Source organism: Saccharothrix variisporea (assembly GCF_003634995.1).
Taxonomy (GTDB): domain Bacteria; phylum Actinomycetota; class Actinomycetes; order Mycobacteriales; family Pseudonocardiaceae; genus Actinosynnema; species Actinosynnema variisporeum.
Genome location: NZ_RBXR01000001.1, coordinates 7,864,128 through 7,887,821, shown reverse-complemented (window position 1 = coordinate 7,887,821; position 23,694 = coordinate 7,864,128). Strand labels below are relative to the sequence as shown.

General features: G+C 71.6%; 21 protein-coding genes. 5 read left to right on the top strand and 16 right to left on the bottom strand.

Features of this window, described 5'->3' with window-relative positions:
* Positions 1–332 precede the first annotated feature (332 nt).
* On the top strand, positions 333–848 hold the full coding sequence (locus DFJ66_RS36110; protein WP_121228143.1) for an ANTAR domain-containing protein: 516 nt from the start codon (positions 333–335) through the stop codon (positions 846–848).
* Here DFJ66_RS36110 and treZ read toward each other — a convergent pair.
* The 6 genes from treZ to DFJ66_RS36080 form a co-directional block, all read right to left on the bottom strand.
* Positions 833–2,527: a malto-oligosyltrehalose trehalohydrolase gene (gene treZ / locus DFJ66_RS36105; protein ID WP_121228141.1), complete on the bottom strand. Its 1,695-nt coding sequence runs from the start codon at positions 2,525–2,527 to the stop codon at positions 833–835. The two genes, DFJ66_RS36110 and treZ, sit on opposite strands and share 16 nt — an antisense overlap.
* Positions 2,524–4,683 carry a malto-oligosyltrehalose synthase gene (treY, locus tag DFJ66_RS36100; protein WP_121228139.1) on the bottom strand — a complete coding sequence of 720 codons (2,160 nt, stop codon included), beginning with the start codon at positions 4,681–4,683 and terminating at the stop codon, positions 2,524–2,526. The genes treZ and treY overlap by 4 nt, the downstream gene beginning before the upstream one ends.
* Positions 4,680–6,803, bottom strand: a complete 2,124-nt coding sequence (gene glgX / locus DFJ66_RS36095) for a glycogen debranching protein GlgX (RefSeq protein WP_121228137.1) — start codon at positions 6,801–6,803, stop codon at positions 4,680–4,682. The genes treY and glgX overlap by 4 nt, the downstream gene beginning before the upstream one ends.
* A 44-nt stretch (positions 6,804–6,847) precedes the next feature.
* The gene (locus tag DFJ66_RS36090; RefSeq protein ID WP_170199868.1) at positions 6,848–7,186 is read right to left on the bottom strand and encodes a hypothetical protein; all 339 of its coding nucleotides are present in this window, start codon (positions 7,184–7,186) and stop codon (positions 6,848–6,850) included.
* Between the two features lie 88 nt (positions 7,187–7,274).
* Positions 7,275–9,128, bottom strand: coding sequence for a 4-alpha-glucanotransferase (gene malQ, locus DFJ66_RS36085; protein ID WP_170199866.1), 1,854 nt, complete (start codon positions 9,126–9,128; stop codon positions 7,275–7,277).
* 53 nt (positions 9,129–9,181) lie between these two features.
* On the bottom strand, positions 9,182–10,129 hold the full coding sequence (locus tag DFJ66_RS36080) for a LacI family DNA-binding transcriptional regulator (protein ID WP_121228131.1): 948 nt from the start codon (positions 10,127–10,129) through the stop codon (positions 9,182–9,184).
* A 112-nt stretch (positions 10,130–10,241) separates the two neighbouring features.
* Here DFJ66_RS36080 and DFJ66_RS36075 point away from each other — a divergent pair, with 112 nt between their 5' ends.
* On the top strand, positions 10,242–10,700 hold the full coding sequence (locus tag DFJ66_RS36075; RefSeq protein ID WP_121232247.1) for a peroxiredoxin: 459 nt from the start codon (positions 10,242–10,244) through the stop codon (positions 10,698–10,700).
* Positions 10,701–10,702: 2 nt separating this feature from the next.
* On the opposite strand, the gene DFJ66_RS36070 is transcribed toward DFJ66_RS36075, so the two are convergent.
* The 10 genes from DFJ66_RS36070 to DFJ66_RS36025 form a co-directional block, all read right to left on the bottom strand.
* Complete coding sequence (locus DFJ66_RS36070; protein ID WP_121228129.1) at positions 10,703–11,296, bottom strand: TetR/AcrR family transcriptional regulator; 594 nt, start codon at positions 11,294–11,296, stop codon at positions 10,703–10,705.
* Position 11,297: 1 nt separating this feature from the next.
* Positions 11,298–12,245 (bottom strand): LLM class F420-dependent oxidoreductase, encoded by a 948-nt coding sequence (locus DFJ66_RS36065; RefSeq protein WP_121232245.1) that lies wholly within the window; start codon positions 12,243–12,245, stop codon positions 11,298–11,300.
* Positions 12,246–12,333: 88 nt separating this feature from the next.
* On the bottom strand, positions 12,334–13,152 hold the full coding sequence (locus DFJ66_RS36060) for a M23 family metallopeptidase (protein ID WP_246030047.1): 819 nt from the start codon (positions 13,150–13,152) through the stop codon (positions 12,334–12,336).
* Between the two features lie 577 nt (positions 13,153–13,729).
* Positions 13,730–15,847, bottom strand: coding sequence for a transglycosylase domain-containing protein (locus tag DFJ66_RS36055; RefSeq protein ID WP_246030046.1), 2,118 nt, complete (start codon positions 15,845–15,847; stop codon positions 13,730–13,732).
* A gap of 205 nt (positions 15,848–16,052) precedes the next feature.
* On the bottom strand, positions 16,053–17,093 hold the full coding sequence (locus tag DFJ66_RS36050; RefSeq protein ID WP_121228125.1) for a PfkB family carbohydrate kinase: 1,041 nt from the start codon (positions 17,091–17,093) through the stop codon (positions 16,053–16,055).
* Between the two features lie 192 nt (positions 17,094–17,285).
* Entirely contained in the window at positions 17,286–17,960 is a 675-nt protein-coding gene (gene shbA / locus DFJ66_RS36045) for an RNA polymerase sigma factor ShbA (protein WP_246030045.1), read from the bottom strand.
* Between the two features lie 178 nt (positions 17,961–18,138).
* The gene (locus DFJ66_RS36040; RefSeq protein WP_121228123.1) at positions 18,139–19,368 is read right to left on the bottom strand and encodes an SAM-dependent methyltransferase; all 1,230 of its coding nucleotides are present in this window, start codon (positions 19,366–19,368) and stop codon (positions 18,139–18,141) included.
* The gene (locus DFJ66_RS36035; RefSeq protein ID WP_170200278.1) at positions 19,365–20,066 is read right to left on the bottom strand and encodes a DUF1365 domain-containing protein; all 702 of its coding nucleotides are present in this window, start codon (positions 20,064–20,066) and stop codon (positions 19,365–19,367) included. Before DFJ66_RS36035 ends, DFJ66_RS36040 begins: the two co-directional genes overlap by 4 nt.
* A complete protein-coding gene (locus DFJ66_RS36030; RefSeq protein ID WP_121228119.1) occupies positions 20,060–21,334 on the bottom strand; it encodes an NAD(P)/FAD-dependent oxidoreductase in 1,275 nt (424 codons plus the stop codon). Before DFJ66_RS36030 ends, DFJ66_RS36035 begins: the two co-directional genes overlap by 7 nt.
* Entirely contained in the window at positions 21,318–22,031 is a 714-nt protein-coding gene (locus tag DFJ66_RS36025; protein WP_246030044.1) for an alpha/beta hydrolase, read from the bottom strand. Before DFJ66_RS36025 ends, DFJ66_RS36030 begins: the two co-directional genes overlap by 17 nt.
* A 19-nt stretch (positions 22,032–22,050) precedes the next feature.
* On the opposite strand from DFJ66_RS36025, the gene DFJ66_RS36020 reads away from it, so the two are divergent.
* The 3 genes from DFJ66_RS36020 to DFJ66_RS36010 are packed head-to-tail and all read left to right on the top strand — an operon-like array spanning position 22,051 to position 23,664.
* A complete protein-coding gene (locus DFJ66_RS36020) occupies positions 22,051–22,875 on the top strand; it encodes an alpha/beta fold hydrolase (protein WP_121228115.1) in 825 nt (274 codons plus the stop codon).
* A gap of 41 nt (positions 22,876–22,916) precedes the next feature.
* Positions 22,917–23,102 (top strand): helix-turn-helix domain-containing protein, encoded by a 186-nt coding sequence (locus DFJ66_RS36015; protein ID WP_121228113.1) that lies wholly within the window; start codon positions 22,917–22,919, stop codon positions 23,100–23,102.
* 4 nt (positions 23,103–23,106) lie between these two features.
* Entirely contained in the window at positions 23,107–23,664 is a 558-nt protein-coding gene (locus DFJ66_RS36010) for a nucleotidyltransferase family protein (protein WP_121228111.1), read from the top strand.
* Positions 23,665–23,694 lie beyond the last annotated feature (30 nt).

The window sequence follows — 23,694 nt, the reverse complement described above, 5'->3', positions numbered from 1 at the left end:
GCCTGCCCAGCGGCGAGCGTCCGCTTTTGATCTTGAGAGCGCACGCAGCGCGCCCGCCCGAGAACGCCGCAACCGGGGAAGCCCCCCGCAGTCCCACGTAGTAGGCGCAAGAAAAGCGCAGGTCAGACCCTGCGGCGGACCCTCCGGTTTTCGCCCGGGAGCGCGCTCTACTACGGTGATCGTCTACGCGGTTGAAAAGCCAGCCGCAAGCCACCCGGTGGCCGGGGTCCCGGTCGCCAGGTCAGCGTCACAGCTGTGGGCTTGCGGGGCTGGCACCGCATGTCCCTCGCACGCGCTGGCCACGAGTTTCGACGTGCGAGAGGAGCCCGACCGTGGTCGGGGACGACGGACTGGACAACACGCTCGCCGCGCGGATCGCCAGCCTGGAAGCGGAAGTGGCGGGGCTGCGCCGGGCGGTGCAGACCCGCACCGTGATCGGACAGGCCACGGGCCTGATCGCGGCCGTCCAGGGGTGCACGCCCCAGGAGGGCTTCCGACTGCTGGTCAGCATGTCGCAACACCACAACGTCAAGCTGCACACCATCGCGGTGCAGCTGATCGACCTGGCCGCCGAGCTCGGTGCCCGGCGGGCGGTGCGGGCGGTGCACCGCACGGCGTTGCCCAACGGGCAGCCCGAGCACCGGGAGTGGCCCGGGGTGGAGGAGGTGGTGCAGGCGGCGCGGAGCCTCGTCGCGGCCTACGACGCCGCCCACGGCGCGGAGGCGGACCTGCCGGAGGTGCGAAGACACCTGGCCGACCAGGTCAGCCTGGCCGGCCGGCTGCTCGCGGAGAAGCTGGCCGAGGTCGGCTGGCTCCCGGAACACCGCACGCCTCAACCGGACAACTGAACCACCGCGAACGACTCGGCGGGCAGGTGCGCGACCTGCCCGACGACCTTCGCCTCCGCCGAGGCCAGCAGCACCTCACCCGCTGCCGGCAGCTCCACCTCCGTGTCACCACCCAGGTTGCACACCACGCGCAGCGACCCCCGGTGCAGGACCAGCGCGTCGCCGACGACGTCGACCCGGAACCGGTCCAGCCGGGGGTCGGCCAGTTCGGGCCGGGACCGCCGCAGCGCGATCAACGCCCGGTAGAGCTCCAGCACCCCGCGGTGCGGCTCCTGACCGACCTCCTCCCACCGCAGCGTGGACCGCTCGACGGTGGCCGGGTCCATCGGGTCGGGCACCTCGGACTCGCCCCACCCGTGCCGCGCGAACTCCCGCCGCCGGCCCGTCCGCACCGCCTCGGCCAGCTCCGGGTCGGGGAAGGACGCGAAGAACTGCCACGGCGTGCTCGCCGCCCACTCCTCCCCCATGAACAGCATCGGCGTGTACGGGGAGCAGAACACGATCGCCGCGCCCACCGCGAGCCGCCCCGGTGACACCGTCGCCGACAGCCGGTCGCCGACGGCCCGGTTGCCGATCTGGTCGTGGTTCTGCAGGTAGGCCAGGAACCGGTAGCCGGGCAGCCGCTTGTCCACCGGCCGGCCGTGGTGGCGGTGCCGGAACGACGACCACGTGCCCGCGTGCAGGAACACGTCCTGCAACGTCTTCGCCAGCTGCCCCTCGAAGTCCGGGTAATACCCGAAGGTCTCGCCGCTCAGCGCCACATGCAGGGCGTGGTGCACGTCGTCGGACCACTGCGCGTCCAACCCGTACCCGCCGGCCTCTCGCGCGCTGACCAGGCGGGCGTCGTTGAGATCCGACTCGGCGATCAACGTCAGCGGCCGGCCCAGGCCCGCCGAGAGCGCGTCCACCTCGGAAGCCAGCTGCTCCAGCACGTGCACGGCACTGCGGTCCACGAGCGCGTGCACGGCGTCCAACCGCAGCCCGTCCACGTGGTAGTCCCGCAGCCAGCTCACGGCGTTGTCGACCACGTACCGGCGCACCTCGTCGGAGTCCGCGCCGTCGAGGTTGAGCCCGGGGCCCCAGTCGTTGCTGCCGGCGAAATACGGCCCGAACCGGTCGAGGTAGGCCCCGGACGGCCCGAGGTGGTTGTAGACCACGTCCAGCAGCACGGCCAGGCCGCGCGCGTGGCAGGCGTCGACGAACCGCTTGAACCCGTCCGGCCCGCCGTACGGCTCGTGCACCGCACCCCACAGCACCCCGTCGTAGCCCCAGCCGGCGGTGCCGTCGAAGGCGTTGACCGGCAGCACCTCGACGTGCGTGATCCCGAGGTCCACCAGGTGGTCGAGCTTCTCCACGGCCGCGTCGAACGTGCCGCCGGGGGTGAACGTGCCGATGTGCAGCTCGTAGATCACCGCGCCCGGCAACGGCCGCCCGGTCCACCCGGCGTCGGTCCACTTGAACGCCGAGTGGTCGTAGACGCGGGACGCCTCGTGCACCCCGTTGGGCTGCCACCGCGAGCGCGGGTCGGGCAGGGCCTCGCCGTCGACGACGAACGCGTAGTCCACGCCCTCGGCCTCGGAGTGCCACCACCCCCCGTCCCCGCGGGTCATCTCGTGGTCCTGGCCGTCCACCCGCACCTGGACGCGCTCGTGATGAGGCGCCCACACCGAGAACGTCACGAATCTCCTCGCACCAGCAGTGCCACGGGGTAGGTGTCCAACAGGTCGGCCAACCGCTCCGGCGCGGGCCGCCCGGTCAGCACGTCGGTCCAGTCGCCGGGCGGCAGCGGCAGCACGGTGTCGCGCCACCCGCCTCCCGCCGCCAATCCCACCGGCAGGCGCGTGGCCACCGCAACCAGGTCGGTGCGTTCGAACGCCACAACGTGCGCTGCGGCCGGTCCCGACCCGTGCAGCGGCCGGTAGCCGCGGAACAGCTCGGGCCGTTCCCGGCGCAGGGTCAACGCCTTGTGCACGACCAGGAGCTTGGCCGCGCCCGAGTCGTCCACGGCGGGCAGCCACCCGTCCCGGATGCGGTCCAGCAGCCGGCGGCGGACGTCGTAGTCCACCGGCCGCCGGTTGTCCGGGTCGACCAGGGACAGGTCCCACAGCTCGGTGCCCTGGTAGACGTCGGGCACGCCGGGCGCGGTGAGCTGCACGAGCTTCTGCCCCAGCGCGTTGGACCAGCCGGGCTCGACCACGCGGTCCACGAACCCGGCCACGTCCCCGGCCAGCGGCCCCTCCAGCACCTGCGCCGGCCACGCCGCGACCGCCGCCTCGAAGGCCTCGTCGTGGTCGATCCACGAGGTGCGGACCTTGGCCTCCTTGGCCGCCTTGTCCAGGTAGGCGGCCATCCGGTCGGCGGTGATCGGCCACGCGCCCACCAGCGACTGCCAGGCCAGCATGTTCAGCGCGGGCTCGTCGATCGGGTGGGCGGCGGTCCAGCGGCGGACGGCCTCGGCGAACTCGTCGGGGATCTCGGCCAGCACCGCCAGCCGCGCCCGCACGTCCTCGCTGCGCTTGGTGTCGTGCGTCGACAACGCGGTCATGGCCTCCGGCGAACCGGCTTCGCGGGCGGCGGCGCGGCGGTGGAACTCCTCGACGGGCACGCCGAACCGGTCGGGCGCGCCGCCGACCTCGTTGAGCGCGACGAACCGGGCGTACCGGTAGAACGCGGTGTCCTCGGTGCCCTTGGCCACGACCATGCCGGAGGTCTGCTGGATGCGGGTGGCCAGCTCGCCCTGCGGGTCGGCGCGGACCTGCTCGTCCAGGGCCTTCACCGCCGGGCACGGCGAGGCGGCGACGGCCGCGTCCCACGCGTCCCGACCCTCGGGCAGGTAGGACCGGTAGACCGGGAACGCGGTCATCACCTGCGCCACGGCCTCCTGCGCCAACGCCCGGTCCGGGTAGTCCAGCAGGGCGGCGATCCGGCGGACCTCCGCCTTGAGGATGCCCCGGGCCACCAGGTCCCGGCACTCGTGCTCGACGGCCGCGAAGTCCGTCGGCACGCCCATCTCGGAGGCCAGCGCGGTGAACGCGGGCTCGCCCGCCGGGTCCACGAACAGCCCGCACACCTCGCGCAGCGCGTCGTACCCGGTGGTGCCCTCGACCGGCCAGGACACCGGCAGCGACTCGTCCACGCCGAGGATCTTCTCCACCACCACCCAGCACCCGGCCCGTTCCTTGAGCCGCCGCACGTAGGCACCGGGGTCGGCCAGCCCGTCCGGGTGGTCCACCCGCAGCCCGGTGACCTCGCCCGCCGCGACCCAGCGCAGCACCTCGCCGTGCGTGGCCTCGAAGACCTCCGGGTCCTCCACCCGCACGGCCGCCAGCGTGGTGATGTCGAAGAACCGCCGGTAGTTCAGCTCGGCGTTGCCGCGCCGCCAGAACACCAGCCGGTAGTGCTCGTGCTCTTCCTCTTCCTCCGGGGAGCCGGCGAAGGGCAGCAGCAGCTTGTCGCCCTCCCAGTCGAAGTAGTCGGCGTACTTCGAGGACCGGCCGTGCGCCAGGACGTCGGACCACCACGGGTTCTCCGGCCCGGTGGCCATGTGGTTGGGCACGATGTCGACCACCAGCCCGAGCCCGGCCCGGCGCAGCGCCTTGCTCAACGCCTGCCGGCCCGCCTCGCCGCCGAACTCCTCGCGCGCCTTGGTCGGGTCCACCACGTCGTAGCCGTGCGTCGAGCCCGGCACGGCCTCCAGCAGCGGCGACGCGTACAGCGCGCCCGCGCCGAGCGCGTCGAGGTAGTCCACGACGGCTTCGGCGTCGGCGAAGGTGAACTCGGGGGTGAACTGGATGCGGTACGTGGAGGTGGGCGCTTTTCGGTCCGGGGCGGTCATTCGACGCCCGTCCGCTGGAGCACCAGCAGGGACCGCGCGGGCACGGTCACCGTGCCGCCGGCGGGCACCGGCTCCCCGGTGTCGGGTTCGCGCACGACGCCGGCGAACGTGTCGACCACCACCGTCCACTGCGGACCGTAACTGTCGTCCGGGAGGGTGACTTCGATGTCCCCGTGGTGGGCGTTGAACGCCAGCAGGAACGAGTCGTCCAGCACCCGCATCCCGCGCTGGTCCAGGTCCGGGATGCCCTCGCCGTTGAGGAAGACCACGACGCAGCGGCCGAAGTCGTCCTCCCAGTTCTGCTCGGTCATCTCTTCACCCGACGGGGTGAACCACGCGATGTCGCGGAGCTCGTCGCCCTTGCGGATGGGCTTGCCCTGGAAGAACCGCCGCCGGCGCAGCACCGGGTGGGCGCGGCGGAACGCGGTGAGCGCGGAGGTGAAGTCCAGCAGGTCCTTGTTCTTCTCCACCAGGGTCCAGTCGACCCAGCTCAGCTCGTTGTCCTGGCAGTAGGCGTTGTTGTTGCCCTGCTGGGTGCGGCCGAGCTCGTCGCCGTGCAGGATCATCGGGACGCCCTGCGACAGCAGCAGGGTGGCCAGCAGGTTGCGCCGCTGCCGGGCGCGCAGCTCGAGCACCTCGGGGTCGTCGGTCGGTCCTTCGACGCCGCAGTTCCACGACCGGTTGTCGTCGGCGCCGTCGCGCCCGTCCTCGCCGTTGGCGTCGTTGTGCTTGCGGTTGTAGGAGACCAGGTCGGTGAGGGTGAACCCGTCGTGCGCGGTGACGAAGTTGACCGACGCGTACGGGCGGCGGCCGTCGTCCTGGTAGAGGTCGGAGGACCCGGTGATGCGGGAGGCGAACTCGCCCAGCGTGGCCGGCTCGCCGCGCCAGAAGTCGCGCACGGTGTCGCGGTACTTGCCGTTCCACTCCGTCCACAACGGCGGGAAGTTGCCGACCTGGTAGCCGCCGGGGCCGACGTCCCACGGCTCGGCGATGAGCTTGACCTGGCTGACCACCGGGTCCTGCTGGACCAGGTCGAAGAACGTGGACAGCCGGTCCACGTCGTAGAACTCGCGGGCCAGGGTGGCGGCGAGGTCGAAGCGGAACCCGTCCACGCGCATCTCGGTCACCCAGTAGCGCAGCGAGTCCATGATCAGCTGGAGGGTGTGCGGGCTGCGGACGTTGAGCGAGTTGCCGGTGCCGGTGTAGTCCATGTAGTACTTCGGCTCGTCCTCGACCAGCCGGTAGTACGCCTGGTTGTCGATGCCGCGCATGGACATGGTGGGCCCGAGGTGGTTGCCCTCGGCGGTGTGGTTGTAGACGACGTCGAGGATGACCTCGATGCCGGCCTCGTGCAGGGCGCGGACCATGCCCTTGAACTCCTGCACCTGGTTGGCCTGGTCGGGTAGCGCCGCGTAACCGGCGTGCGGCGCGAAGAACCCGATCGTGTTGTAGCCCCAGTAGTTGCGCAGGCCTTTCTCGGACAGCCCGTGGTCGGTGATGAACTGGTGCACCGGCATCAGCTCGACCGCCGTCACGCCCAGCGACTTCAGGTGCTCGATCACCACGGGGTGCGCCAGGCCCGCGTACGTGCCGCGCAGCCGTTCGGGCACCTCGGGGTGCATCATCGTCAGGCCGCGCACGTGGGTCTCGTAGATGACCGACTCGTTGTACGGGGTCTTCGGCGGGCGGTCGTTGGCCCAGTCGAAGAACGGGTTCACCACCACCGACAGCGGCACGTGGCCGGCGGAGTCCTGGTCGTTGCGGGCGTCGGGCTTGCCGAACGGGTAGCCGAACAGCGATTCGTGCCAGTCGACGCCACCGGTGATGGCCTTCGCGTACGGGTCGATGAGCAGCTTGTTGGGGTTGCACCGCAGACCCTGCTCCGGGTCGTACGGGCCGTGCACGCGGTAGCCGTAGCGCTGGCCGGGGCCGACGCCCAGCAGGTAGCCGTGGTGGACGAAGCCGTCCACCTCCGGCAGCCGCACGCGTTCCTCGGTGCCGTCGTCGTCGAACAGGCACAGCTCGACGTAGTCGGCGACCTCGGAGAACAGGGTGAAGTTGGTGCCGACGCCGTCGTAGGCCGCGCCGAGCGGGTAGGGCGTTCCGGGCCAGGGTCGCACAGGTGCTCCTCCGGGACGAACGGGTCAACCCCTACCGTTCTAGATCATGCCCTGCCGGAGTGCGACCGGACGAGCTGACCGCGGGCCGCGACCAGCAGGAGTCTCGCCTCCTGCAACTCGCAGTAGCGCAGGTGCTCGCAGGCGGCTTCGGCGCAGGCCACCGCCCGGCCGAGGGCTTCGTCGGGCCGGGCGCCGTCGACGGTCCGCAGCGCTTCGCGCAGCGACTGCTCGGCGGCGTGGGCCCCGGCCAGGGGGTCGGTGAGGTTCGAGGGCCGGACGGCCGCGAGGACGCGTTCGACGGCGAGTTCGAGGACGTCGGCGGGAGCCGGGGCGATCATCTGTTCGGGCACCAGCCCGGTGCGGGACACCAGCTCGGTGTTCACGGGTGAATGCCACCTCCAACCGTTGCGCGGGTGACGGCTTGACGATACTCCGCGGAAGCGGAACCTGCGGTGACGAGCGTGTTTCCGGTCATCGGCGCAACGCCTCCGCGATCCGGCGCACACGCGCGTCGGTGAACAGCTCGACCACCCGGACCGGCAGCGGGATGCGCCAGTTCGGGTACTGGTCGACGGTGCCCGGGAGGTTCGGCTGACGGGTCTCGCCGAGCGCGTCCTGGGGCGATGTGAGCAGCAGCAGGGACGGGGCCTTCGCTAGTAGGGCGTGGAGCGCGGTAACCAGGTCATCGGCAGGGATCCGTTCCCGCTTGAGGAGTTCTTCCAGTTGCGCGCGTTCGGTGGCGGCAGACCGGTATTCCCGTTCGACGTCTCCCGCAAACTGCCCCAGTTCGGCTCGCACCCGAACGTGTTCGGCCCGGAGGAACCCGGCGGCCGTGGGCAGGTCGTGGGTGGAGATGCTCGCCATGGCCTTCATGGTCCAGCTCTGCGGGCGCTTGAGCGGGTGACCGGGCTGCTTGTAGTCGCGCTGGAACCACAGGACGGCGGAGCTGAGCATGCCGTGCGCGTGCAGCTCCTCGGTGACCTTGGGCTCGACCGTGCCCAGGTCCTCCCCCACGACGACGGCACCGGCCCGGTGCGCTTCGAGCGTGAGGACGGCGAGCATGGCGTCGGCGTCGTAGCGCACGTAGGTGCCGCGCTGGGGCGGTTCGCCGGGCGGGATCCACCACAGCCGCCACAGGCCGGCGACGTGGTCGATCCGAATGCCGTCCCCGTGCCGGAGGACGCTGCGCAGGACGGCGCGGAACGGCTCGTAGCCCTGCTCGGCGAGCCGGTCGGGCCGCCAGGGCGGGAGGTTCCAGTCCTGGCCGAGCTGGCTGAACGCGTCCGGCGGGGCGCCGACCCGGACGTCGGGCGCGAAGGCGTCCCGGACGGCCCACGTGTCCGCGCCGCCGGGGTGCACGCCCACGGGGAGGTCGTGGATGATCCCGACGGCCATGTCCTCGGCGGCTTCGCGGGCTTGCGCGAGCTGGGCTTCGCACAGGTGCTGGAGCCAGGCGTGGAAGGCGACGCGGTCGGGGTCGGCGTGCGCGGTGGCGGGGTCGCGGTCCTGCTCGGGCCAGGTCCGCCAGTCCTGTCCGTGCTTCTCCGCCAACGCGCAGAACCGCGCGAAATCACGCAGTTCGCCGTCCGGAGCGGGGTGGTCCACGGTCTCCCAGAGGAGCTCCAGGGCGGCCTTCTTCGCCGTCCACACCGCGTCGTAGTCGATCAGGTCGGTGTCGTTGTCCGGGCGCAGGGCGTCGACGCGGCGTCGGGTGTCGTCGTCGGCCTGTCGGTAGGCGTCCGTGTCGGCGATGCGCAGGTAGAGCGGGTTGGCGAAGCGGCGGCTGGACGGGGAGTACGGCGACCGTTCCACCGGGACGGTCGGGCTGACCGCCTGCACCGGGTTGACCAGCAGCACGCCCGCGCCCAGGTCGGCGGCGCTGCGGCGGGCGATCGTGGCCAGGTCGGCGAAGTCGCCCATGCCCCACGAGTCGTCCGAGCGCATCGCGTACAGCTGGAGCATCCAGCCCCACGTCTTCGGCACGGGCGGGAGCTCACGGGGTGCGACGATGACCGTCCGGTCGCCCAGGCGGTGGTAACCCAGCGGAGGGACCGCCGGGAGGGTGAGGGTGCTGCCGTCCTCCAGGGTGAGGGTGCCGGGGCCGTCCAGGTGGTCGCCGGCGTGCAGGACGAGGGTCTTGGGTTCGGGGCGGGGTGCGGTCAGGGCGGCGCGGATCGCCTCGGGGGTGGAGGCGTCCACACCCAGTTGGGCGAGCACCGCCACCACCACATCGGGGTCGACGTCGGCGCGCTTCTGCTCCGCGTCCTCGTACCACGTCGCCACGCCGTGCGCGTCGGCCAGTGCCGCCAGCTGGTCGTCGTCCACGTGGGACAGCTTCGTCTCAACCGGTGCGCGCCGGCCAGGCGGGGTGGGGCTGGTCACCCGATGGTTGCAGACGGTTCACCGGGGTTCACGCGTGCGGTCGACTCCCGGACGACCAGGTGCACCGACGGTGGCGTCCGGTCGTCGGTCTCGCCGCGCAGCCCCGCGAGCAGTTGCCCGACGGCGTGCTCGCCGCGTTCCCGCCACGCGCCCTCGACCGCGGTGATGCCGACCGCGCTGACGAGGTCCGGGCCGTCGAGGCTGACGATCGACACGTCACCGGGCACGTCCCGACCGTCGCGGCGCAGCCGCAGGAACACACCCAGCGCGACCTGCCCGCTCCCGCACACGACGGCGGTCGGCAGGCGGTCGCCGTCCAGCAGCACGTCCACGACCTGCTCGCCGCCCGCGACCGTGGACGACGACCACAACGTCCACTCCGGACGCACGCTCAGCCCCTCCGCCACCAGCAATTCGTCATACGACTCGTCCACGTCCTCGGGCAGCACCAGCGCGACGTCCCGGTGCCCCAGCTCGAGCACGTGCCCGGCGGCCAGCCGCAACGCCTCGCGCAGGTCGTCGTCACGCACCGCGACCAACGGCAGGTCCAGCGACCCGATCGCGTCGACTTCGTCATCCGTCAGCGTGACGGACAACGCGAGCACGCCGTCCACGCGACGCCCCAGCGGCGGCAACTCCTCGAAGAACTTCTCCCGCGCCGCCGCGTCGCGCAGCACGTAGAGCAGGACGTCGTACCCGGCGGCCCGCAACGCGCCTTCCGCCCCGGCCAGCAGGTCCCCGCGCCCGACGTCGGCGGTCAGCACGGCGACCGCGTACTTGCGCCCGCCGGCCAAGCTGGAGGCGTCCCGCGCGATCGCGTACCGCATCCGCTTGGCCACCTCGGTGACGTAGCGGCGGGTCGCCTCGGACACCCCCGGCTCGCCCCGCAACGCCCGCGACACCGTCGCCGCGGACACCCCGGCGGCCCGCGCGACGTCGGACATGCTGGTCAACTCACACCTCCCGGCCTGGCTACGAGCCTAGCGAGAACCGTACGGTGGGCTACGGGCGAACACCGTGCGACGCGTGATCGACACCCTGCGGGAGGACCAAGGCATGAAACCCGGCGACATCGCCCCCGACTTCACCCTGCCCGACCAGGACGGCACCCCGACCAGCCTGAGCGACCTGCTCACCGCGGGCCCGGTCGTGCTGTTCTTCTACCCGGCCGCGATGACCGCCGGCTGCACGGCCGAGAGCTGCCACTTCCGCGACCTGGCGGCGGAGTTCGCCGAGGTGGGCGCCCAGCGGGTCGGGATCAGCCGCGACACGGTCGCCAAGCAGAAGGAATTCGCCGACCGCCACACCTTCGACTACCCGCTGCTGTCGGACGTCTCGGGCGAGGTGGCCGAACAGTTCGGCGTGAAGCGCCGCTTCGGCCCACTGCCGGTCAAGCGCCACACGTTCGTCATCGACACCGACCGCACGGTGCTGGACGTCATCAAGTCGGAATTCGCCATGAACGCCCACGCCGACAAGGCCCTGACCACGCTGCGCGCACGCGTCAAGGACTGAGATCAGGGGCGCAGGCCGGCCAGGACGAAGTCCGCGATCTCGGTCGCCAGGCGGTCCGGGGACTTCGGGCCGTCCGGGCGGTACCAGGTGGGCAGCTGGTTCACCACGCCCAGCGCGATGAGCACGGCGGTGTCGGCCGGCACGCGGGAGCTGAAGGTACCGTCCGCCTGGGCCTTCTCCACCACCGCGCGGAAGGTCTCGTGGTAGCGGCGGCGTTCGGCGCGGAAGGACGCCATCCGGTCGGCGCCCAGCTTGTGCATCTCGCGCACGAACACCGCGGTCTCGTCGACGCTCTCCGCCGTCGTCTCCACCAGGCTCACGACGATCCGCCGCACGGTCGTCGTCGCGTCCTCGCCGGCGGCCACGATCCGGTCCAGGTCCGCCATCTGCCGCTCGATCAGCGCCCGGTAGATCTCGTACAGCAGGTCGTCCTTGGACCCGAAGTAGTGGTAGAGCGCACCCTTGGTCACCGACGCCGCCTCGACCACCTCCTGCACGGTGGTCGCGTCGAACCCCTTCGCGGCGAACAGGCGGACCGCCGCGTCGACGATCCGCTCCGGCGTCGATCTCCGCTCCGGCGACGGCTTCCGCGCCACCTCAGGCTCCCGGTGCCAGGGCGCGCACCAGCTCCAGCTGGTCCTCGCCCGTCGGCAGCACGGCGATGATCGGCGTGTCGACGCCGTTGGCCGCGTACTTGGCGACCCGCGCCCGGCAGTGCTCGACGCTGCCGTGCACGACCAGGTCGTCCACCACCTCGTCCGGGATCACCTCGGCCGCCTTGCGCCGGTCGCCCGCCTGCCACGCCTCGTGCATCGGCCGCAGCAGCTCACCGCGTCCGAGCCAGTCGTGGAACGCCGCGTACGCCGGAACGGTCAGGTACGTGCTGATGAGCATCCGGCCCAGGCCACGCGCGGCCTCGGCGTTCTCGGTCGGGCACACGAAGATGCGTGCGGCGAGCTCCTTGTCGCCGAGTTCGGCGCGCACCTTGGGCACGTCGTCCGCGCCGAGCCAGTTGGTGATGGCGCCATCGGCTTCACGGCCGGCCAGGCGCAGCATGTTCGGGCGCAGGGCGGCGAGCATGATCGGCACCCGCTGCTCCGGCACGCGCTCCAGCCGGAACCCGCGCACGGCGAACGTGTCGTACTGCTCGCTGACCTTCTCGCCCGCGAGCGCCGCCTTGAGGAAGCGCAGGGTGTCCCGCGTCCGCTTGAACGGCTCGGTGAAGTCGGCCGCGTTCCACCGCTGCACGATCGCCGGCGACGACGACCCGATGCCCAGCACGAACCGGTGGCTCGACACCTCGGCCAGGGTCGCCGCCGTCATGGCGAGCGTCGCGGGTCCCCGCGTGTAGACGGGGGCGATCGCCGTGCCCAGCCGCAGGTCCGACCACTGCGCGGCCAGGGCGAGCGGCGTGAACGCGTCGGTGCCCGCGGTCTCGGCCGACCAGATGTCGGTGTAGCCGAGGTCGCCGAGCTCGGCCACGAGCTCCCGGTGGTCGAGCACCGGGACGCCGACCAGCGGCAGCGTGATTCCCCAACGGCCCACGATCGCCTCCGTCCTCATCGGGTGACGGGGCCCACCGTACCTCAGGTACCGACCAGTCGGTATGTCCGTTGAGGTGTCACCACGGAGTTCAGAGGTTGATCCCGCGCTCGCCCAGCCAGCCGACGGGGTCGATCTTCTGCGAGCCGTTCAGCCACACCTCGAAGTGCAGGTGCGGTCCGGTGGACTGGCCGCGGTTGCCCATGGTCGCGATCTGCTGGCCGGCGGCGACCTGCTGACCCTCGCTGACCAGGATCTCGTTGACGTGGCCGTAGATGGTGACCGTGCCGTCGCCGTGCTGGACCCGGACCCACAGCCCGAAGCCGCTGGCCGGACCGGCCTCGATGACCACGCCGTCCATCGCGGACAGGATGGGCGTGCCGATGGAGTTGGCGATGTCCACGCCGTAGTGGGTGGTGCCCCAGCGGGCGCCGAAGCCGGAGGTGAACGCACCCTCGGCGGGCTTGGCGACCTTGGGCCGGCGAGCGGCCTCCTCGGCGGCCTTCTGGGCGGCCACGCGGGCCGCCTCGGCCGCGGCGGCCTCCTGCTGGCGCTTGAGCTCCGCCTGGCGGGCGGTGTAGCCGGCCGACGCGTGCTGGATCGCCTGGGTGACGTGCTGACGGGCCATCAGGCCCTCGGACCGCATCAGCTTGGCGGTCTCCAGGCCGGGCTGGATCTCGTGCCGGGTCTCGATGACCGGCGCCTCGGGAGCACCGGACACCGCGATCGCGGCGGCGAGGTCCGTGCTGGCGGCCAGCGGCGTGATCGCGCTGCCACCGCCCGCGGCGCCGACACTGGCCAGGGCGCCGAGCGCCACGACGGCCGCGACCTTGCCGGTGACGGGCTTTCTGTCATCCTCCGCGCGGTGCGCACCACGCTTGCCGGTGGCGCTCGGGCGCGTGCTGAACACGCTGCGACCACGGGCCTTGGTATGCCGTGCCAAAGGTATGCCTTCCTTGCATCGGGGAGCCCGGTCGGGACGTCTGGCGGGGGATCCAGACGGCGACGCTTTCGGGGAGCGGCGCCGTGTCCCTTTGGTGACCGAACCGTGACATGCGGCGGGGAACGTAACCCGTGGTGATGAGCGAAGGCAACCCATCGGCCCGCGACTAGCGCTATTTGGTGAGATAACCCACTGATCGTCACTGTGAGTGATGAAGTACCGACGTGTTCCGCATTGCGTCGTTATAAATGCCTGGTCAGCGGGGTAGGGCCGGCGTAACCAAGTGGCGCTCGCGGCAGCGGTTCGGAGGGCGTCGGCAGTGCGCGCGAGCCGCGCGGGTTCGGGCGCATTCCCGCAGGTCAGACCGGGCTTTTGGGCGAGTTTCGAGGGAGCTGCGAGGCTGTATCGAGCAAGTTGGGTTTCGGGGCGCTTGTCGTCGGGTACGCGAGCACGCTCGCGGGACGGCAACGGGGTGGAGACGGGTCAGCCGTGGCCCCCTGGGTGGGGGAGCCACGGCTGACGGGCGGTCGTGGGGGAGTGCCGGCTAGCGGAAGCGCGGGTCCGCCGGGGGCAGGCCGGTCGGCGGCAGGTTCTCGTGCAGGGGCTTCATGGCGTTGAACCACGTCGGGGCCGCCACCGAACCGCCGAAGACGCCGGTGGTGCCGGGGGCGTTGCCGCACAGGCGGGGTGGGGTGGTGTTGCAGATGACCTGCGGGGACACGCCGTCGGTGAAGGTCATCACCGCGCCCGCCAGGTGCGGGGTCGCGCCCAGGAAAGCCACCGACCAGTGGTCTTCCGTGGTGCCGGTCTTGCCGATCATCGGGCGGTTCCAGCCCGCGTTGCCGGCCGCGCCGGCCGCGGTGCCGCCGGTCTTGGTGTCGGCGCTGAGGCCGTTGGCCAGGGCCGCCGCCAGTTCGGGGCTCACGGCCTGGTCGCACGGGGCTTCCTTGAGCGCCACCGGCTTGCCGTTGCGGTCGGTCACGCTCTCCACCGGGGTGGGCGGGCACCACGTGCCGGAGCTGACGATCGTCGCGGCCACGTTCGCCAGTTCCAGGATGCTGGTCGGGCCGACGCCCAGGGTGAACGAGCCGCGGTTCTCGCTCTTGACCGTCTCGCCCTGCGACTGCTCGCCCGGCTTGATGGGCTCGCCCTTCGCCGTCACGCCGTTCATCGACTCCCGCAGGCCCAGGCGGGAGGCCATGTCGACCACGTTGTTCAGGCCGACCTGCTCCTCCAGGATGACGAAGCCCGTGTTCGGCGACGTCGCGAGCGCCTCGGTCAACGTCATCTTGTCCTTGTAACCCTCGGCCGCGTTCTTGACCGTGTACCCGCCGCGTTCGCCCTTGTAGATCTTGGACGTGTACGTCTTCGGGGTGTCGATCTGCTTGTCGAGGCGGGCGACGCCCTTCTCCAACGCCGCCGCCGCCGTGAACACCTTGTACGTGGAGCCCGTGCCGAACCTGGTCACCTCGGAGGGCAGCGGGTAGGCGCTCTGGCCGGCCTCGGCGTTGTTGCCGAAGTCGCGGTTGGCCGCCAGCGCCCGCACGCGGTGCTTGTCGCCACCCGGCTGGACGATCGCCATCGCGTTGGCGATGCCTTCCTGGTCCTTGGGCACCTGGCCCTCGGCCGCGTCCTTGGCCGCGCGGGTCGCGACCGGGTCCATCGTGGTGTGGATCGTGTAGCCGCCGCGCTTGAGCTCGTCCAGCGGCAGGCCGGCCTTCTCCAGGTAGTCGATCAGGTAGCTGCAGAAGAAGCCGTACACCGGGCCGTCGCCGGCGCCGACGCAGCCGTTGGGCAGCAGCTTGAGGTCCGGCACCACGCCGATGCCCTCGGCCTTGTACTCGGCCGCCTTCTCCTCGGCCACCTTCGGGTCCGCGCCGAACGCGCCGTTCTCCCGCATCTTGTCGATCACGGTGTTGCGCCGCTTGATCGCGGGCTCGACGGCCGCGCCCGGGTTGAGCCGGCTGGGCTCGTTGACCAGGCCCGCGAGCATCGCCGCCTGCGGCACGGTGAGCTTGTCGGGTGTGGTGCCGAAGTAGGTCTTGGCCGCCGCGCCGACGCCGTAGGTGCCGTTGCCGAACGGGACGATGTTGAGGTACCCGGTGAGGATCTCGTCCTTGGTCATCTTCTGCTCGAGCTGCGTGGCGATGCGCGCCTCGCTGATCTTGCGGCCCAGCGTGGCCTCGGTGGCCTTCTCGTAGGCCTCCTTCTCGCCCTTGCCGACCACGAACGCCAGGTAGTTCTTGACGTACTGCTGGGTCAGCGTGGACGCGCCCTGCGAGGCGCCACCGTCCACACCGGCCTTGGCCGCCGCACGCGCGATGCCCTGCCAGTCGACGCCCTTGTGCTCGAAGAACCGCTTGTCCTCGATCGCGATGATCGCGGCCTTCATGGTGTCGGCGATGCCCTCGGACGGCACCGGGATCCGGTACTGGTCGTACAGGTAGGCGATCGGCTGCTGGTTCATGTCGAGCACGGTGGTGACCAGCGGCAGCTCGGCCTTGGTCAACTCACCGGACGTCTGGTCCACGGTGTCCGCCGCACGGTTGGACGCGAGGCCCATCCCGCCCACGACCGGGAACAGCAGGGCGGCCACCAGGACCCCCGCCACGAGGCACAACCCCGCCAACTTGACCAGACCCGTCGCACGCGCGGCGAACACTGAACAACCCCTTCCGGATCCCCTCGAGAAAAAGCCCCCTGGACATAAAGTCGCGCGGCGACCGCTCCAGGTTGCTTGCGCACCCGAAATTACTCCTGCCCCTTTCGGGCGACGGCGAAACCCCCGGTGCCGCGGCGGCTGCCGTCGTCCTGGGCCAATGATCGAACAGGTGTTCGATCAGGGCAAGATCACGATCGGGTGATCATCACGAGGAGCGGAGCCTGATCGTCGCGCTCGCCCGCCGCACCTCGACGCCCGCGTGGTGCGGCAGGACGTCTTCGAGGAACCGGTACCCGCGCAGGTCCACGTCGACCTCCGCGCGCCGGCTCACCGTGCGCCACCAGGTCGCGATGTCCACCCACCCCGGCGCCGACAGCGACCCGCCGAAGTGCTGCACCGACAGCGCCGCGCACAGGTTCGCGAACCGCACCCGGTCGCACAGCGGCCACCCGGCCAGCGTCCCCAGCACGAACCCGGCCCCGAACACGTCCCCCGCCCCGGTCGAGTCCAGCGGCGCCACGTTCAGCCCCGGCACCTCCACCACCTCACCGGTCGAGGCGTCCACGGCCACCGCTCCCCCGCCGCCGCGCGTGACGACCACCACGGGCACATAAGAGGACAACGCGCGTGCCGCGTCCACAGCCGTGTCGGTGCGCGTGTACCGCATCGCCTCAACGTCGTTGGGTAGGAACACGTCGTACCCGTCCAGCCGCCGCAGCAGCTCCGGAGCCCACACCTCGGTCCGGTCCCACCCGATGTCGGCGAACAACAACGCCCCCGCGGCCTTCGCCGTGCGCACCCACTGCTCCTCTTCGGGCTGGATGTGCACGAAGCACGCACGGGTGCGCGGCGGCGGGTTGAGCATCTCGTCAGGGGACACGGGCGGCCGGTGCCCGTGGGTGACCATCGACCGGTCGCGGTCCATCGCCATCGACACGGTCACGGGCGTGTGCCACCCGTAGAACCGCCGGCAGTACGTGAGGTCCACGCCCTCCTGCTCCGCCAGCACCTCCCAGCAGAAGTCGCCGTAGGCGTCCTCGCCGAACGCGGCGGACAGCGCCGTGCGCAGCTGGAGCCGGGACAGCGCGACGGCGAGGTTGGCGATGCCGCCCGGGCACGAGCCCAGGCCCTCGGCCCACACCTCGGTGCCCGGGGCGGGCGGCCGGGGCAGGCCGGTGAAGATGATGTCCAGGAACACCGTGCCGGACAACAGCACGTCGAACGCGGGCTCGTCGGCGGTCGTCATCCTCCAACGATGCCAGGCCCGGTGCCCAACGGCTGCGAACACCGCCCCGCGCGTGTGCCGGCGCGACTGCGGGGTGCCGATGCGACCGGGTGCCGCGGGCAGGCGGCAGGGTCGCGGGCAGGCGGTTCGAGCTGAGCGGCGCGGTCGCAGGCAGGCGGCGCGGCGGCTACCAGCCGGTGTGGGCGGGCGGGGTCAGTTGTCGTCGACGGCGGCGAACATCTCGCGCATCCGCGCCAGTGCCCGGTGTTGGGCCACGCGCACCGCGCCGGGGGTCGAGCCCACGGCCACCGCCGTCTCCTCCGCCGACAACCCCACCGCGACGCGCAGCACCAGGATCTCCCGCTGCCGCTCGGGCAGCCGCCGCAGCAGCTGGGTGACGGCCTCGATCATCTCGCCGTTCATGGCCCGCTGCTCCGGCCCGTCCTCCAGCGCGGGCGTGTCGGGCAGCTCGGGCACGACCTCCGACCGGCTGCGCACGGCCCGTCTTCGCGCGTCGGCGACCTTGTGCGCGGCGATGCCGTACACGAACGCCAGGAACGACCCGGGCTCGTACTTGTACTTGGCCAGCGCCGAGACGACGGCCAGGCAGACCTCCTGCGCGATGTCCTCGGCGGAGACCAGCGTGCGCTCGCGCGTCCCCACGCGCGCGCGGCAGTAGCGCAGGACGAGCGGCTGCACGCGGGCGAGGAGGTGCTCCACCGCGCGCGGCTCGCCCGCCAGGGCGGCGTCGACCAGGTCCGACAGCTCCGTCTCGGCGGTCCAGCGCGGGGGCGCCCCGCCGGCCAGCAGCCTGACCTCGGGGCGGCCGGGCGCCGCCGGGCCGACCTCGATCTCGACGTCGGCTCGCACGGATGCGTGGTGCGCCATCCGGCGACCTCCTCACGCTCGTCTTCCCTCCCGGCTCATCCCGGCTCATTGATGAGGAGGACGCACAGCGGCCCCTGATACGGGATTCGCCAAAGCTGACCACGAACGTGGTCCACGTGGTGGGAACACAACCCGAGCGAGGGATAGATACAGCCGTTCGGCCTAATGAGACACGACGCTACTTCACAAAGCCGAACTGCTTGACCCCCAAGTAGCCGACCCTGAACCCCGCTTCGGAGTACGCGAGGTAGAACTCCCACATCCGCCGGAAGGTGTCGTCGAAGCCGAGCCCGGCCACCTCGTCCCACCGCTCCAGGAACCGCTCGCGCCACCGCCGCAGGGTCTCGGCGTAGTCCTGGCCGAACTCCCGGGAGGCCTCGACGCGCAGCGCGGTGTGGTCCCGGACGGTCTCCTCGATCGCCCGCACGGACGGGATGAGCCCGCCGGGGAAGATGTACTTGTGGATCCAGGTGTAGCTGGCGGCGCTGGCCAGCATCCGGTCGTGCGGCATGGTGATGGCCTGGAGCCCGAACCGCCCGCCCGGCCGCAGTGACCGGTCGACCATGGCGAAGTAGGTCGGCCAGTACTCCCCGCCCACGGCCTCGATCATCTCGACGCTGACCACGGCGTCGTACCGGCCGGTCTCCTCGCGGTAGTCGCGCAGGTGCACGGTGATCTTGTCGTCCACGCCGGCCGCCCGCGCCCGCTGCTCGGCCAGCGCCTTCTGCTCGGCGGACAGGGTCAGCGAGGTGACGGTGGCGCCGCGTTGGGCGGCCCGGATCGCCAGGGCGCCCCAGCCGGTGCCGATCTCCAGCACGTTCGAGCCCGACCGGACGCCCGCGTAGTCCAGCACGCCGTCGATCTTGCGCAGCTGGGCCTGCTCCAGCGGCTGGTCGGGGGTCTCGAACCAGGCCGACGAGTAGGTCATGGTCTCGTCGAGGAACACCGCGAACAGGTCGTTGGACAGGTCGTAGTGGCGGTGGATGTTCTGCCGGGACCCGGCCACGTCGTTGCTGTCCGACGCGGGGTGGCGGCGCTCGACCCACCGGCGCAGCAGCTGCAGCCTGGGCGGGACGAGGGTGGTCAGGCGGGCGGCGAAGGCGGTGAGGAGGTCGGCCAGACGGTGGGAGGTCCAGTCGCCGACCATGTAGGCCTCGCCGAAGCCGATCTTGGCGTCCACGCCCAGGCGGTGGAAGAACGCCTCCGGGCGGTGCAGGCGCATGACCGGCGCGTCGGGGCCGCCCGCGCCCAGCCGCGCGCCGCCGGGCAGCACGACCCGCACCGGCAGCGAGCGCACGGCGTTGCGGAACACGGCCTCGGCGACGCGCGCCCGCCACGGGGAGCGCGGCGGGGTGTGCAGACCGGGCCAGACGCCCTGGTTGGGGCGGGGTACGTCGATGGTGCTCATCGGCCACTCCTCGGGACGATCGGCACGCGTCGCGCCCACAACGCGATGCCGTGACGGCGGATCAACCCGGACACCCGGTAGGTCATCAGCGGTCGGCGGACCAGCAGCCGGAGCAGTTCCCGCGGCGTCGCGGGCCGCCTGCGCCCCTTCATGGTGGCACTGAACGGGGTTCGGCCGCCTTGGCGCAAGGCGATGGTCACGGAGAGTTCGTCATCCGGTTCGGGCACGCGCATCACGTACTCCCCCGACAACTCCAGGAACGGCGACACGTAGAAGTCCTTGGCGACCCGTGCGCGGCCGGCGTCGTCCGGACGCAGCAAGTACGCGTGCCGTTGCCCATAGGTGTTGTGCACCTCCGCGATGACGCACTCGAGCGCACCGGACGCGTTGTGGCACCAGTAGAGGGACAGCGGGTTGAACACATGCCCCAGCAGACGCGCGTTGGCGAGCATGAGCACGCGTCCCCCACCAAGGTCCACGCCCTGTGTAGCAAGCCACGCGTCCACGTTGTTCCTTATAGACCGCTCCGGCGAGCCCAGGTGGTCACGCGCCTGGAACCGCGCGAACGGCCGTAGCCAGACGGGCAGGGTCGGTAACGCGTCCAGGTCGACCAGCCACACATACCCGCGATGGGTGAACGAGCGGTCCAGGCGTTCGCGCCGCACGTGGCCGATCTCGACCTCGTACAGGTTCACCAGCCAGCCCCGAAGACGCCCGCCGCACGCACGCCCGAGGCGCAGCCGTCCTCGTGGAAGCCCCACCCGTGGTAGGCGCCGGCGTAGGCGGTGACCGCGGTGTCCAGCGACGGCAGACGCCGTTGGGCCGCAACGGATTCCGGCGTGTAGACGGGGTGCTCGTACACCATCCGGGCGATCACGGAGTCCCGGTCGACCAGGTCGGTCGCGTTCAGCGTCACCACGTAGTCGGCGGGCTCGGCCAGCCGCATGAGCCGGTTCAGGTGGTAGCTGACCAGCACCGGTCCGCCGCGCTCGTGGCACGCGGGTTTGCGCACGTTCCAGGACGCCTTCGCGCCGGTCGCCGAGGGCAGCACGCTCGCGTCGTGGTGCAGCCAGGTCTCGTTGCGGGAGTAGCGGAACGCGCCGAGCACCGCGCGCTCGTCGTCGGTCGGGTCGGCGAGCAGGGCCAGGGCCTGGTCCGGGTGGGTGGCGATGACGACCTTGTCGGCGCGGTGCCGCTGGTCGGCGTCGTCGCGCAGTTCCACGCCGAAGGCCACCCGCCGCACGGACCGGATCGGCGTGGACACGTGCACGGCGGTCAGGTCCTTCGCGACCTTCTCGACGTACGCGCGGGACCCGCCGACGACGGTCTTCCACCGCGGTGAGCCGCCCACGGACAGCATCCCGTGGTTGGCGAGGAACTCGAACAGGTACCGCGCCGGGTACTTCCGGCTCACTTCCGGACCGGCCGACCACACCGCCGACACCAGCGGCAGCACGAAGTGGTCCACGAAGTACCGCGAGTACCCGCCGATGGCCAGGAACGCGCCGAGCGTGGTGTCGTGGTCGTCGCCGAGGGCCAGCAAGCGCTTGGCGTGCCGGTGGAAGCGGGCCACCTCGGCGAGCATCCGCAGGTAGGCGGGCCGGGCGAGGTTGCTCGGCTGGGCGAACAGGCCGGCGAGCTTGCGGGCGCCGGCGTACTCAAGGCCGCAGCCGTCGCACCGGACGCTCATGGACATCTCGGCGTCCTGAGTGGACACGCCCAGCTCGCGGAACAATCGGAGCAAGTTGGGGTAGGTGCGTTCGTTGTGGACGATGAACCCGCTGTCCACGTGGGTCGTGCCCCCGTCGTCGGTGGGCAGTTCGTGGGTGTGCGCGTGACCGCCGAGCCGGTCGTCCTGTTCGAACAGCACGACGTCGTAACGTCGCCTCAGCAGGTAGGCGGCGGTCAGCCCGGCCACCCCGCTGCCGACGACCGCCACGCGCGGCCGTTCACCGGTTTGCACCACGTGTTCCTCCCAAGGGGACGTCGAGACCCTCCGGCGTGCACATGGCGTTCGCGATGTAAGGGGCTATCGGTTCGACCTTGAGTTCGCCGTGGACGAAGTCCCTCACCACACGGGTCCAGTCGGCGGCGCGGCGCAGCATGGCGTGGCCGTCACCGTGCACGGCGAAGCGTGCGACCCGGGTGACGCCTCGGGCGCGCACGGCGTACTTATAGGACTGCGCTGGGTCCGTGTAGCGCTCACGGTCACCGTGGGCGATCAAGAGTGCACGTCCGGCGAGTTGTTCAACGGGTTCGCCGGGTTCGATCCATGGCGCAAGGGCACACACGGCGACCACCTGCGGGTCGTCGGCGACGCGTAGTGCGGTTCGGCCGCCCATGGAGTGCCCGACGAGTGCCGTGGGGACATCGGGCATGTGGGACAACGCCCACCGCGCGTCCTTAACGGGGTGCAGGTGCGGCGCGTTCCACCCTTGATAGCGGTAGCGCAGAACATGCACCGCGACACCCTCGTGCCGCAGCGCCCTTGCGAAGGGCAGCATCCGCAGGTACGTGAGCCGGCCGCGGTGCACCCGGCCGTAGCCGTTGGCCCGACCGCCGTGCAGCACGAGGACCGCCGCGCGGACGGGTCCGGCGGGCGCGAGGACGTCGAGGGCGGGAAGCACGGTTGAATGTTCGATCGAGAGGCACGACCGGATCACGGATGGGACCTGGATCACAGTGACCGAGCACCTGGTGGTGGAGACGGGCGAAGGCGCGTTCGACGCGATCGCGGCGGGACCCGAGGACGGTCGGCCGGTGCTGTTCCTGCACGGCTTCCCCCAGGCGGCGGTGGCCTGGGAGCACCCGGTGAACGTGCTGGGGCGCGAGGGGTACCGGGCGGTGGCGTTCGACCAGCGCGGCTACTCCCCCGGCGTGCGCCCCGAGCGGCCCGCCGAGTACGGCGTGGACTCGCTGGTCGGCGACGTGCTGGCGGTCGCGGACCGCCTGGGCTGGGACCGGTTCGACCTGGTCGGGCACGACTGGGGCGGCGCGGTGGCGTGGTGGACCGCCTACGAGCACCCGGAGCGGCTGCGGACGCTGACCGTGGTCTCGACGCCGCACCCACGTGCGCTCGCCGACGCCATGAAGACCGACGAAGACCAGCACATGCGCTCGGCGTACATGACCGAGTGGCGGTCGTCGAACACCGAGAAGCGGATGCTGGCCGACAACGCCGAGGCGCTGCGGCGGATGTTCGAGTGGAAGGTGCCGCCCTCGCGGGTGGACGAGTACGTGCAGCGGCTGTCCGAGCCGGGCGCGCTGACCGCGGCGCTGAACTGGTACCGCGCGGGCCGTCCCGGCGGGCGCATCGAGCACGTCACCGTGCCGACGATGTACGTGTGGAGCACGGAGGACGTGGCCTTCGGTTCCACGGCGGCGCTGGACACCGGCAAGTGGGTCACCGGGCCGTACCGGTTCGAGATGCTGGAGGACGTGTCGCACTGGGTGCCCGAGCAGGTGCCGGAGGTGTTGACGTCCCTGCTGCTGGAGCATCTTTCGTGATCCGTTGAACCGGGTCCCCGGCGTGGCACGTGTTCCCGCGTATGACGGAGTTGACCTACTCGGAGCGCAGGGTCGCGACCCTCGCCGCGTGTGGCCACAGCAACCGCGCCATCGCCATGCGCCTGCACATCACCGTGAGCACGGTGGAACAGCACCTGACGAGGGTGTACCGCAAGCTGGCCGTCTCCAGCCGGGCCGAGTTGAAGGGGCACCAGGCCCTAGTGTGACCCCATGCGGGTCGCGGGGTTGCTGCTGGCCGCGGGCGCCGGGCGCAGGTTCGGCGGGCCCAAGGCCCTGGTGTCGCACGGCGGTGTGCTGTGGGTGGACTCGACCCTGGCCGTGCTGCGGGACGCCGGGTGCGCGCCCCTGGTCGTGGTGCTCGGCGCGGGCGCGGACGAGGTGCGCGCACGGGCCGGGCTGGAGGGTGCCCTGGTCGTGGTGAACGACGAGTGGGCGTCCGGCATGGGGTCGTCGCTGCGGGCCGGACTGGCGGTGTTGGACGCCTCGGACGCCGTGGTCGTGCTGCCGGTGGACACCCCGGGCGTGACGGTGGCGGCGGTCCGGCGGTTCGTCGACCTGGCGGCACCGGCGGCCTTGGCGCGCGCGGTGTACGGCGGCGCGCCGGGGCACCCCGTGCTGCTCGGCCGGGACCACTGGGCCGGGGTGTCGGCGTCGGCGAGCGGCGACGCGGGCGCGCGGGACTACCTGCGCGAGCACCGGGCGGTGGCGGTGCCGTGCGACGACGTGGCCGACGGCCGTGACGTGGACCGCCCCGAGGACCTGCCGTGAAGCGACCGTCGCGCTAGACGAGTGATGCGT

Coding starts and splice junctions, on each gene's coding strand:
- treY (WP_121228139.1), bottom strand. CDS start 4,683: ATGACCGCCCCGGACCGAAAAGCGCCCACCTCCACGTACCGCATCCAG.
- DFJ66_RS36080 (WP_121228131.1), bottom strand. CDS start 10,129: ATGTCCGACGTCGCGCGGGCCGCCGGGGTGTCCGCGGCGACGGTGTCG.
- DFJ66_RS36075 (WP_121232247.1), top strand. CDS start 10,242: ATGAAACCCGGCGACATCGCCCCCGACTTCACCCTGCCCGACCAGGAC.
- DFJ66_RS36050 (WP_121228125.1), bottom strand. CDS start 17,093: ATGACGACCGCCGACGAGCCCGCGTTCGACGTGCTGTTGTCCGGCACG.
- shbA (WP_246030045.1), bottom strand. CDS start 17,960: ATGGCGCACCACGCATCCGTGCGAGCCGACGTCGAGATCGAGGTCGGC.
- DFJ66_RS36040 (WP_121228123.1), bottom strand. CDS start 19,368: ATGAGCACCATCGACGTACCCCGCCCCAACCAGGGCGTCTGGCCCGGT.
- DFJ66_RS36015 (WP_121228113.1), top strand. CDS start 22,917: ATGACGGAGTTGACCTACTCGGAGCGCAGGGTCGCGACCCTCGCCGCG.
- DFJ66_RS36010 (WP_121228111.1), top strand. CDS start 23,107: ATGCGGGTCGCGGGGTTGCTGCTGGCCGCGGGCGCCGGGCGCAGGTTC.